General features: G+C 70.4%; 10 protein-coding genes and 1 pseudogene. 9 read left to right on the top strand and 2 right to left on the bottom strand.

Annotation, left to right across the window (positions count from 1 at the left end):
- Positions 1-44 precede the first annotated feature (44 nt).
- The 5 genes from AB0L71_RS09965 to AB0L71_RS09945 are packed head-to-tail and all read left to right on the top strand — an operon-like array spanning position 45 to position 4,995.
- Positions 45-893 (top strand): enoyl-CoA hydratase, encoded by an 849-nt coding sequence (locus AB0L71_RS09965; protein WP_365240289.1) that lies wholly within the window; start codon positions 45-47, stop codon positions 891-893.
- A complete protein-coding gene (locus AB0L71_RS09960; RefSeq protein ID WP_365240287.1) occupies positions 893-2,068 on the top strand; it encodes an acyl-CoA dehydrogenase family protein in 1,176 nt (391 codons plus the stop codon). The genes AB0L71_RS09965 and AB0L71_RS09960 overlap by 1 nt, the downstream gene beginning before the upstream one ends.
- Entirely contained in the window at positions 2,068-3,054 is a 987-nt protein-coding gene (locus tag AB0L71_RS09955; RefSeq protein ID WP_365240284.1) for an acyl-CoA dehydrogenase family protein, read from the top strand. The genes AB0L71_RS09960 and AB0L71_RS09955 overlap by 1 nt, the downstream gene beginning before the upstream one ends.
- Positions 3,055-3,094: 40 nt before the next feature.
- Entirely contained in the window at positions 3,095-4,168 is a 1,074-nt protein-coding gene (locus AB0L71_RS09950; protein ID WP_365240282.1) for an acyl-CoA dehydrogenase family protein, read from the top strand.
- A gap of 38 nt (positions 4,169-4,206) precedes the next feature.
- Positions 4,207-4,995, top strand: a complete 789-nt coding sequence (locus AB0L71_RS09945) for an SDR family oxidoreductase (RefSeq protein WP_365240279.1) — start codon at positions 4,207-4,209, stop codon at positions 4,993-4,995.
- Positions 4,996-5,054: 59 nt separating this feature from the next.
- On the opposite strand, the gene AB0L71_RS09940 is transcribed toward AB0L71_RS09945, so the two are convergent.
- Positions 5,055-5,957, bottom strand: coding sequence for an aldo/keto reductase (locus AB0L71_RS09940; protein ID WP_365240277.1), 903 nt, complete (start codon positions 5,955-5,957; stop codon positions 5,055-5,057).
- A gap of 193 nt (positions 5,958-6,150) precedes the next feature.
- On the opposite strand from AB0L71_RS09940, the gene AB0L71_RS09935 reads away from it, so the two are divergent.
- From AB0L71_RS09935 to AB0L71_RS09925, 3 genes and pseudogenes are all read left to right on the top strand, one after another.
- Positions 6,151-7,602, top strand: coding sequence for an amidase (locus AB0L71_RS09935; protein WP_365240275.1), 1,452 nt, complete (start codon positions 6,151-6,153; stop codon positions 7,600-7,602).
- A 331-nt stretch (positions 7,603-7,933) separates the two neighbouring features.
- A complete protein-coding gene (locus AB0L71_RS09930) occupies positions 7,934-8,653 on the top strand; it encodes a leucine-rich repeat domain-containing protein (protein ID WP_365240273.1) in 720 nt (239 codons plus the stop codon).
- 30 nt (positions 8,654-8,683) lie between these two features.
- Positions 8,684-8,870 (top strand): annotated as a pseudogene (locus tag AB0L71_RS09925) (IS256 family transposase); the annotation flags it as partial.
- Between the two features lie 82 nt (positions 8,871-8,952).
- On the opposite strand, the gene AB0L71_RS09920 reads toward AB0L71_RS09925, so the two are convergent.
- Positions 8,953-9,579: a DUF4440 domain-containing protein gene (locus AB0L71_RS09920; protein ID WP_365240271.1), complete on the bottom strand. Its 627-nt coding sequence runs from the start codon at positions 9,577-9,579 to the stop codon at positions 8,953-8,955.
- Positions 9,580-9,984: 405 nt separating this feature from the next.
- Between AB0L71_RS09920 and AB0L71_RS09915 the strand changes: the two genes are divergently transcribed.
- Entirely contained in the window at positions 9,985-11,334 is a 1,350-nt protein-coding gene (locus AB0L71_RS09915; RefSeq protein ID WP_365240268.1) for a M64 family metallopeptidase, read from the top strand.
- Positions 11,335-11,421 lie beyond the last annotated feature (87 nt).

Here is an 11,421-nt window from a genome sequence, read left to right as displayed (position 1 = left end):
GAGTACGTTAATCTACCAAACACTTGTTAGGGAAGGAGGGGCCGATGCCAGCTGCCCACGACGAACCGGTGCACTACGAGAAGCAGGGCCCGGTCGCGACCGTCACCATGAACCGGCCCGACTACCGCAACGCGCAGAACTCCGCGATGACGTACGCCCTGGACCGGGCGTTCTACCGCGCGGCCGACGACAGCGAGGTGAAGACGGTCGTCCTGGCCGGTGCGGGGAAGCACTTCTCCGCGGGCCACGACATCGGCACCCCGGAGCGGGACGCCCACCTGCCGTTCGAACGCAAGGCGGGACTGTGGTGGGACCACTCGGACAAGGAGGGCGCGGAGAGCCGTTTCGCCCGCGAGTCCGAGGTCTATCTGGGCATGTGCCGCCGCTGGCGGGAACTGCCCAAGCCGGTCATCGCGTCGGTGCAGGGCGCGTGTGTGGCGGGCGGTCTGATGCTCGCCTGGGTGTGCGATCTGATCGTGGCCTCGGACGACGCGTTCTTCGCCGATCCGGTGGTCCGGATGGGTATCCCCGGGGTCGAGTACTTCGCACATCCATGGGTCATGCCGCCGCGCATCGCCAAGGAGTTCCTCTACACCGGCGACCGGATGAGCGCCCAGCGCGCGTACGAGATCGGCATGGTCAACCGGGTCGTGCCCCGGGAGGAACTGGCCGACAGCACCCGGGAACTGGCGCTGCGGATCGCCGAGATGCCGCGCCTGGGCCTCGCCCTCACCAAGCGCGCCGTCAACCAGGCCGAGGACCTGCAGGGCCTGCACGCCGGCATGGACTCGGTGTTCGGCCTGCACCACCTCGCCCACGCGCACAACGCCGAGACCGCGTCCGACTCGCTCGGCGGCATGGACATCCGCTCGATGAAGAAGGCAGGCTCTTGATGGACCTCGACTTCAGCGAGGCCGACCTGGCGTTCCGCGCCGAGGTCCGCGACTGGCTGGCCGGCCATGTCCCGGCCACTCCCCTGCCCTCCCTGGAGACCGCCGAGGGTTTCGCCGCCCACCGGGAGTGGGAGGCCGAACTGGCCGCCGACCGCTGGTCGGTGGTGTCCTGGCCCGAGGAGTACGGCGGCCGCGGCAGCTCGATCCTGTACTGGCTGATCTTCGAGGAGGAGTACTTCGCCGCCGGGGCCCCCGGTCGCGTCAGCCAGAACGGCATCAACCTGCTCGCCCCCACTCTCTTCGAGCACGGCACCGCCGAGCAGCGGGCCCGCGTCCTGCCCTCGATGGCGCGCGGCGAGGTCATCTGGGCGCAGGCCTGGTCCGAGCCGGAGTCCGGGTCCGACCTGGCCTCGCTGAGGTCGACGGCCGTGCGTACCGAGGGCGGCTGGCTGCTGAGCGGGCAGAAGACCTGGTCGTCCCGGGCCGCCTTCGCCGACCGGGCCTTCGGTCTGTTCCGCAGCGACCCCGGGGCGGCCAAGCCGCACCAGGGGCTGACCTATCTGATGTTCCCGCTGGACGCCGAGGGCGTCACCGTGCGCCCCATCGGCCGCCTGGACGGCAAGCCCGCCTTCGCGGAACTCTTCCTGGACCAGGTGTTCGTGCCGGACCAAGACGTCATCGGCGAGCCCGGTCAGGGCTGGCGGGTCGCGATGAGCACCACCGGCAACGAGCGCGGGCTCACTCTGCGCAGTCCGGGGCGCTTCACGGCCGCCGCGGACCGGCTGACCGCTCTCTGGCGCGAGCAGGACGATCCCACCGACACGGCACTGCGCGACCGCGTCGCCGACGCGGTGATCGGTGCCCGCGCCTACCGTCTGTTCTCCTTCGCGGGCGCCTCCCGCATCCTGCACGACGAGGACGGGGCGGCCCCGGCCGCCTCCAGCCTCAACAAGATCTACTGGTCCGAGCTCGACATCGCCCTGCACGAGACGGCCCTCGACCTGCTCGGCCCGTACGGCGAACTCGCCGACCACGCCGCCGAGTCGCCCGCCCACGGCGCCTGGGCCGAGGGTCACACCTTCTCCCTCGCCGGGCCCATCTACGCGGGCACCAACGAGATCCAGCGCGACATCATCGCCGAGCGGCTGCTCGGCCTGCCGAAGGGACGCCGCTGATGCGCTTCCTCCTCGATGCCGAGCAGCGGGAGTTCGCCCGCACGCTCGACGCCCTGCTCACCGCCGGCGACATCCCGGCCGCGGTACGGTCCTGGTCGGCCGGCGACCACGGCCCGGGGCGGGCCGTCTGGGCCCGGCTCGCCGAGGCCGGGGTGTTCGCGCTCGCGGTGCCCGAGCAGCACGGCGGCTTCGGTGTCATGCCGCTCGAACTGACCGTCGCGTTCACCGAGTTGGGGCGGCACGCGGTGCCCGGCCCGCTGGTCGAGACGGTCGCCGCGGCGGCCCTCCTGGACCGGCTCGGCGACGACCACCAGGCCGCCGCCCGGCTTCCCGGCATCGCCTCCGGCAAGACCGTCGCCTCGCTCTGTCTGACCGCGCTGGGGCCGTACGCCCTGGACGCGGACGCGGCGGACGCGGTGTTCGTCGTGGACGGCGACACCCTGCGCGCCGCCGGGGAGCCCGGTCCCGTGCAGCCCTCGGCCGACCCGGGACGGCGCCTGTCGCGGCCGTCCGCCGGGACGGTCCTGGCCCAGGGCCCGTCCGTGGCCGCCGCCGCCGCGTACGCCGCCGACGTGGCGGCGCTCGCCACCGCGGCCCAGGCCCTCGGGGTCGGCCGCGCGCTGCTCGCCCGTACCGTCGAGTACGTCAAGCAGCGCACCCAGTTCGGCGTGGCCATCGGCTCCTTCCAGGCCGTCAAGCACCGGCTCGCCGACACTCTCGTCGCCCTGGAGTTCGCCGAGCCGCTGGTGCACGGCGCCGCGCTCGCGCTCGCCGCCGACGACGAGGACGCGGGCCGGGACATCGCCGCGGCCAAGGTCACGGCGGGCGAGGCCGCCCACCTCGCCGCGCGCACGGCCCTGCAACTGCACGGGGCCATCGGCTACACCGACGAACTCGACCTGTCCCTGTGGATCCGCAAGGCACGCCCGCTGCGCGACGCATGGGGCACCCCGGCCGCCTGCCGGGCACGGGTCCTGGCCGCCTGACGCGCACGATGCTGAGCGCCACACCGAGGGGAGCAGTCCGATGCGGCTGACTGAGGAACAGGAAGAGCTGCGGTCGGCCGTACGGTCGCTGCTGACCCGGCACGAAGGAGCCGCGGCCTGGGGGCCGTTGGCGGAACAGATCGGAGTTGCCGGGCTGGCCGTGCCCGAGGAGTACGGCGGCGCGGGCGGCGGTGCGCGGGACGTGCACGTGCTGATGGAGGAACTCGGCCGGAGCCTGAGTCCGCTGCCGTTCCTCGGCTCCGCGGTACTCACGGCCGGGGCGCTGCTCGCCTCCGGCGACAAGGAGGCCTGCGGGCGCCTGCTGCCGGGCCTCGCCGAAGGCAGCTCGGTGGGCACCCTGGCCTGGGCCGAAGAGGGGTCATGGGACCCGGAATCGGTACATGCCGAGGCCGTGCCCGGCCCCGGCGGGACCTGGCTCGTCACCGGGACCAAGGAGCATGTGCTGGACTGGCCCCAGATCGACGTGCTGCTCGTCGCGGCCCGCACGGCGGCCGGGATCTCGCTCTTCGAGGTGGCGCCGGACGCCGCCGGAGCGCACCGCGAGCCCGTCGTCACCATGGACAGCACCCGGAGCCAGGCGCGCTGGATACTCAACGGCGCCGAGGGGCGTCTGATCGGCGTGGACGGCGACGGCGCGCGGGTCCTGGCACACGTACGGGACCTGGCCTGCGCGGCACTCGCGGCGGAGCAGGTGGGTGCGGCCGGACGCTGCCTCGATCTCACCGTCGCCTACGCCATGGACCGCGTCCAGTTCGGCCGCCCCATCGGCTCGTTCCAGGCGGTCAAGCACCGGCTCGCGGACGCCTATGTGCTGGTGGAGTCCGCACGCTCGGCAGCGCTCGGCGCGGCGTTCGCCGCCGACGAGGACCCGGCCGCGCTGCCGCGGGCCGCCGCGGTCGCGAAGTCGGTCTGCTCCGAGGCGTTCTCGGCGGTGGCCGGCGACATGATCCAACTGCACGGCGGCATCGGCATCACCTGGGAGCACGACGCGCACCGCTACTTCAAGCGGGCGCACGGAGCCGGCGAACTGTTCGGTTCGGCCGCTCTGCACCGGGCGCGGCTCGCCGCCGAACTCGGCCTGATCGCACACTGACCACCGGCTGGGCCCACCCAGCAGAGAGGCCGGAAACCATGGACATCGGCAACGCGTTGGACTTCGGCGGACGCGTGGTGCTCGTCACCGGCGGCACCAAGGGCATCGGTGCCGCGATCGCCGAGGCGTTCCTCGATGCCGGGGCCGACGTCGTCGTCTGCGGCCGCAACGCGCCGGACACCACACCGGCGGCGCGCGGTCGCGAAGCGGTCTTCGTCCCCGCCGACGTACGCGATCCCGCGGCGGCGGCCGGGCTCGTCGACGCGACGGTGGAACGCTTCGGCCGCCTCGACGTGCTCGTCAACAACGCGGGCGGCTCCCCGGACGCGGACGCGGCCACCGTCTCGCCGCGTTTCGTGGAGAAGATCGTGGCGCTCAACCTGCTGGCGCCGTTCTACGTGGCGCAGGCAGCCCATCGCGTCATGCGGACCCAGCAGGGCGGCGGCTCGATCATCAACATCGGCAGCGTCTCCGCCCACGACCCGCAACCCGGTACCGCCGCCTACACCGCCGCCAAGGCCGGGCTGCTGGCCCTCACCAAGGCGCTCGCTCTGGAGTGGGCACCCGAGGTGCGGGTCAACCACATCACCACCGGGCTGATCCGCACCGAGAGCGCGGCAGCCGTCTACGGCACGGACGGCGGCGAGTCGGTGGCCCGCGTCATCCCGATGGAACGGATGGCCGTCCCCGCGGACGTCGCGCGCGGCTGCCTGTTCCTCGCGAGCGGTCTGGCCGGATACGTCAACGGAGCGGACCTCGCCGTGCACGGCGGCGGGGAGTTCCCGGCCCGCTACCTCGCATCGAAGTCGGCCGCCGGACCGGCGTAGATCACCACGCGAACCGGCCCGGCCCCCTCGGGGGTCGGGCCGGTTCGCGTGGTGCTCCCTCAGACGTCGGCCTCGCCCGGCCCGTCGAGCAGGGCCAGTTCTTGCTCGGTCAGACGAAGGGTGCCGGCGGCGATGTTCTCGGCGAGGTGGGCCGGGTTGGCGGTGCCGGGGATGGCCAGCACGTGGGGTCCCTGGTGCAGGGTCCAGGCCAGGCGAATCTGGGCGGGCGTCGCGTCGTGGGCGAGGGCGACCGTGTGGACGCGCGCGTCCTGCTCCTGGGCGGCGGCCGCCTCGCGCCGCAGGCTCGCGATGGCGAAGAACGGGACGAAGGCGATGCCCTCCTCCCGGCACAGGTCCACCAGCCCGGTCTCGTCGGCGTGGCGCCAGTCCAGGCCATAGGAGTTCTGCACGCAGACGACGGGCGCGATCGCCCGGGCCTCGGCGACGTGCTGCGGCCCGACGTTGGAGAGCCCGAGGTGCCGGATCAGACCTGCCGCGCGCAGCTCGGCGAGGGCGCCGAAGTGCTCGGCGACCGATTCCATGCCGTCGCTCCGCAGGTTCACCACGTCCAGGTGGTCCCGGCCGAGCTGACGCAGGTTCTCCTCGACCTGGCCGCGCAGTTGGTCGGGGCGGGCCATGGTGAGCCACTCCCCGGAGGGGTCACGCCCCGGTCCGACCTTGGTCGCCACGACCACGTCGTCGCGCCAGGACGCGAGGGCCCGGTTGATGAGCTCATTCGCGGAGCGCCGGGGTGAGAAGTAGAAGGCCGCCGTGTCGATGTGGTTGACGCCCTGCTCCAACGCGCTGTGCAGCAGTCCGACGGCGACAACGCGGTCGATGGGCGTACCGTCGGAATTCCCCATCATGCCGTTGCCGGTCAGCCGCATCGCGCCGTAGCCGACGCGGTTCACCTCCAGGTCACCCAGCTTCCAGGTCCCTGCTGCCGCTGCTGCGCTCACCATGCTCCTTCACCTGTCGGTTCGCCAGGTTCGGAAGTATGAGGCGATGGCGGGGTGCCGCACCAGGTCAACAGGCTGGGTGAAACATCACATCAGAGTCTCCATCCGGCAAGGGGCGGTCCCGTACGGAAGCAACCGACCCGTTGCGCGAATCGGCATTTCATGACCTGTTCGAGAGACCGGTACGGTCGGATCCATGGAGTGGAAATTGGCCACGGCCGGAGAACTCTCGGCTGCCTTACGTGCTGGTGAAGTGACCTCGGCGGAACTGACCGACGAGGCGATCGCCCGTATTGAGCGGGACGACGATGCGATCAACGCGATCTGCGTGCCGGACTTCGACCGTGCACGGGCCGCCGCGCGCACTGCCGACCAGGCGCGCGCCCGCGGTGAGGACCGGCCGCTGCTCGGCATTCCGGTGACGGTCAAAGAGTCCTACGACATAGCCGGGTTGCCCACGACCTGGGGCCTGCCGCTGCACCGGACCTACATGCCTACCGAGGACGCGGTGCAGGTGTCGCGGCTCAAGGCCGCGGGCGCGGTGGTGCTCGGCAAGACCAACGTGCCCGTGGGGCTGCAGGACATTCAGACCTTCAACGAGATCTACGGCACCACCAACAACCCATGGAACCACCGTCGTACGTCGGGCGGATCCTCCGGCGGCTCGGCGGCGGCCCTGGCGTCCGGATTCGGCGCGCTGTCCATCGGCTCCGACCTCGCCGGTTCGTTGCGCACCCCCGCGCATTTCTGCGGCATCTACGCGCACAAGCCGACACTCGGGCTGGTGGCGAGCCGAGGCATGGTCCCGCCGCCCGGACCGGCCCTGCCGGTCGAGTACGACCTCGCCGTCGTCGGTCCGATGGCCCGGACCGCTCGCGACCTCATGCTCCTGCTCGACGTCATGGCCGGACCGGACCCGCTGACGCTCGGTGTGGCGCACGACGTGGCGCCGCCGCCCGCGCGTCATGAGCGGCTGTGCGACTTCCGGGTCCTGGCCCTCGACGAGCATCCGCTCCTTCCGACCGGGTCCGCTGTGCGGGCGGGCGTGGGCCGGGTGGCCGACGCGCTTGTCGACGCCGGTGCTCGCGTCGAGCGGGACAGTCCGCTGCTGCCCGATCTGGCCGAAGCCGCGGTGCTCTACACGAAGCTCCTGTTCTCGGGCTCCGTGGCACGTTTCCCCGTCGAAGCGTACGAGCAGCTGCAGGCCCGCGCCGCCGGACTGAGCGCAGACGACCGGGGTCTCGATGCGGCGCGGCTGCGCGGCATGGTGCTCAGCCACCGCGACTGGATCGAGGCGAACGGCTTGCGCGAACTCCACCGCCATGGCTGGCGGCAGTTCTTCGCCGAGTTCGACGCCGTGGTGTGTCCCATCACGCCCACTCCCGCGTTCCCGCACGACCACAGCCCCGACCTGATGAAACGTCGGATCGACATCGACGGCGTCGAGTATCCGTACTTCGACCAGCTGATCTGGGCCGGTCTGGCCACCATGCCCGGCCTGCCCGCCACCGCCATACCAGCGGGCCGGTCGCCCGACGGCCTGCCGGTGGGGGTGCAGCTCATCGGACCGACGTTCGAGGACCGCACCCCGCTACGGCTGGCCGAACTACTCGAGCAGAAGATGGGCGGCTTCCAGCCACCTCAGTAGGGCCTACGGCGAACTACTGCTGGTTCACCGACGACGTCCCGAGCACTCTGCCCATGCCGGCCGGCACTCGCCAGCAGGCAGACCGCGCACTGGTCGGGATGTGTGACTCGGCCCGCTGCCAGAAGGTCACCCCTCGCAGTGCCACACGCCCGGTCCGGGCCGAGCACGCCGACGCTCCCAGATCTTCCTCGGCCGGCTCGGCCCCACAGGACTGAACACACCGGCTCCAGGCCGACCACGACCTGGGGCAACGCGGGGTCGTCGAGATCGGCGTCGTAGGACAGGTCCACCCGGAACAAGCAACATCGAAAACGAAGTTGGTGCCAATAACATGGTAGAGGCATTGAATCTATGGCGGCACGGTCTCGGAGACGTGCCGGAACCGGTCTGGCTGCGGACCGACCTGGAGATTCTGATCCTGGCGGAAAACGGGCTGACGACGATCTCCCCCAGGGTCGGATCTCTGCACCAGCTGCACACACTGGACCTGGGACACAACACACTCACTACCGTGCCCGACGAAGTGGGTGAGTTGCCGGCACTCACCGACTTCCTCTATCTGCACGACAACCAGCTGACAGAACTCCCCGAGTCGCTGGGACGACTGCATCGGTTGCGCTACCTCAACGTCAGCGAGAACAACCTCACCGAACTCCCGCAGACCATCGGCGACATGCACAGCCTCATCGAACTACGAGCCCAGCACAACCACTTGACCCGGCTCCCCGACACTCTCGGACACCTGTCCCTGTTGCGAGAGCTGTGGCTCCGCGGAAACGCCCTTGGGCATCTACCGGACTCCGCCGCCGAGCTGACACAACTGCGCCACCTGGACCTCCGAGAGAACGCGCTCACCGAGATCCCCGAGTCCCTGGTCGAGCTCCCCCGTCTTCGGCACCTCGATCTACGGTCCAACCACCTCACGAAGCTGCCCGGATGGCTTGTCCGTATGCCCTCACTCGAGAAGCTGGACCTGCGCTGGAACGACCTCGCCCCCGCCCCACAGGTCCTCGCCGACCTCGGCCAACGTGGGTGTGTCGTCCTGAAGTGACCACGGGATCCTCCTCGTCGCCACCCTCGTCGGACGAAGGTCACCAAGGGCGCCGGCCACCGCGCCGCCGCCCTGGCGAGGGTCTTCCAAGCTGGTCGAGTCCGCCCAGGACCGTTGGCGGCCCGTGGATGCACCCCACCTCGTCGCCCTCGTCCGCGCCGGAGCCCTCTTCGAACGCGGGCACCTCGTCGAACGCGCCGAGAGCCTCGCAGCATGAGTGGCCTCATCCCATCCCAACGCGCCGACCTGGCGTGTGGCGCAGGTGGCGGTGAGACGGTCCAGCCCGTGCTCGACAAGGTTCAGGGCTGGTCGTACCAGGAGAATGCGGCGATCCGCCAGCCGTCTGACGTGTGGACGAACTGGATGGCCTTGGCCCCGCCACCCTCGAACGGCTCACCGTCCAAGATCCCGGACTTGCGGTACTCGCAGAACCGCGACGCGATCTCGCCCGCGATCTCGGTCCGTTCGGAGACCTCCCACTCGGAGAACTCGACCAGCCGACCGTCGGTCAGCAGCCGCTGACGAGGCTCGATGAACTCGTCCACGGTGTAGACCGTGAAATCCGGACGGGTCTTGACGATCACACCGCTCGGAAGAACCAGCCGGCAGATCCGGGCCACATCGGCAGCCTTGCCGCCTCGGTTGTCGAAAGCGTCGAAGAGCTCAGCGGTCAATGCGTCGATCTCGGTCTTGGACATGGTGCGACAGTAACACCGGACGCGGTCCGAGTAGTTGGCCCTCTCCTCGCCCAGCACCCTGAGGATCGCGCCCATGTCCCGGACGATGGTCAGGGTGCCGGCGCGGTCGATGACCGGACCGCTGTGCCGACGGAAGGCATGGCATACGTCCTGCTTGTACGTGGCGAGTTGACCGAACGACTCCTGGTTGCACGGGTAGCCCAACGGCCCTTTGCCCTGCAACTCCACTGAGCCCTTGATCGATTGACTCCCTCCGGCACCCATGGGTCGAACCCGACGATGTCGAGCCCCGGCAGGTTCGCCGGCGACCCGTCGCCGATAGCGGCCAAGTCGGGCCGTTACCTGGCGACATCTGCGCCAGATGGACCAGCACAGCGACCTGGCCACAGTCACGGCCGGTGGGTTGAAGACGAGGTCGAGACGGCCGGCCCATGGCGAGGCCCGAGGGCCCGGGGGCCCGGTGGCGCCTGCGGCAGCCGTCGCGAAACTCGCCGGGCCGCGCCCCACCCACCCCTGGACCTGTGCAACTTTCGCCAATATGGTTTCGCCCAGCCCATGTTGGGCGACAGATTAAGTGCACTTACGTTTCCGCTTTACTTCACCTTCGTGCTGGAAACCAGAGTGAGGATTGACATGCGCACACCCAGAACCGCCGCCATATCCGTGAGCCTCGCACTCACGGCCCTGCTGGGGGCGGCCCTCGCCGCTCCCGCGGTCGCCGCGAACCCGGAGCCCACCCAGGAGCAGCGCGTCTCCGTCGAGTACTTCCCGGAGCCCGGCGGCGAGGGCCGGCGGACCGAGGTTCCGGCCAGCACCGAGACGGTGACCGGAAGTTCCGCTGCCCGGAGCGTGGCAACCGCCGCGGCGTCCACGGACGGCCAGGTCGGACAGTTGGCCGTCACCGGCTCTACCGCCGACCGGCTCGACGTGGTGATCGTCGGCGACGGCTACACCGCCGACCAGCAGGACGCCTTCCACACCGCGGCCGCCGCGAAGTGGGCCGACATCACCAAGATCGAGCCCTACGCGAGCTACAAGGGCCTGATGAACGTGTGGACCGTCGACGCCGTGTCCACCGACTCCGGCATCAGCGGCGACCCCACCGCCAGCGTCACCAAGAACACCGCGCTCGGCACCTACTTCTGGTGCTCGTCCACCGAGCGTCTGGTCTGCGCCGACATCAAGAAGGTCGCCTCCTACGCCGCCAAGGCCCCCGCGGCCGACCTGGTCGTCGTCATCGCCAACTCCACCAAGTACGGCGGCGCCGGCTACTCGGGCCTGGAGGCGCAGGGGTACTCGTTCGACGGTGTCTCGACCCTCTCCTCGGACAACGCACAGTCGAGCATGATCGCCAGCCACGAGATCGCCCACTCTGTGGGCCTGCTGGCGGACGAGTACACCTACGACAGCTACGGCACCTATCGGGGCAGCGAGCCCACGCAAGCCAACTCCACCATCTACACCGCGGCTCAGCTGACCAGCAAGAAGACCAAGTGGTACCGCTGGCTCGGCGAGACCGACCCCACGGGCGGCACCGTCGGCACATACCAGGGCAGCAGCTACTACCCCTCCGGGATCTACCGCCCCTCCTCCAACTCCATCATGCGGGCCCTGAACATCACCGAGTTCAACCTGCCCGGCCGTGAGGCCATGATCGCCGGCTTCTACCGCGAGGCCAACGCGCTGAGCAGCGGCGTCAGCACGAGCACCTCAGTCCCCAGGACCAGCACCATCACGGTCTCCCAGGCCCAGCTCACCGGGCTGGCCGCGCCGGAGCTGCACTGGTACCTCGACGGCGTCGAGGTGTCCGCGGCACTGAACCTCACCAGCGTCACCCCCGCCTCGCTGGGCGCCACGGCTGACGGCAAGACCCACACCGTCACGGCCAAGTCGGTGGACGGCACCGCCTCGATCCGCGACCCGAAGATCCTCGCCACGGCCACCGAGAGTCTGACCTGGACGGTCCAGGCGTCCACGGTCTAGCACTCCGGTCCGACTTCGCCATCGTGTGGCGGTCCCGGCCGGAAACGGGTACGGCCACCGCGTGATCCCGGGGGTATGCGAACTCCT

It is taken from the genome of Streptomyces sp. NPDC052052 (genome assembly GCF_040680455.1).
Taxonomy (GTDB): domain Bacteria; phylum Actinomycetota; class Actinomycetes; order Streptomycetales; family Streptomycetaceae; genus Streptomyces.
Note: the sequence above shows the minus strand (reverse complement) of the source record. Positions and strands in the feature narration are given on the sequence as shown.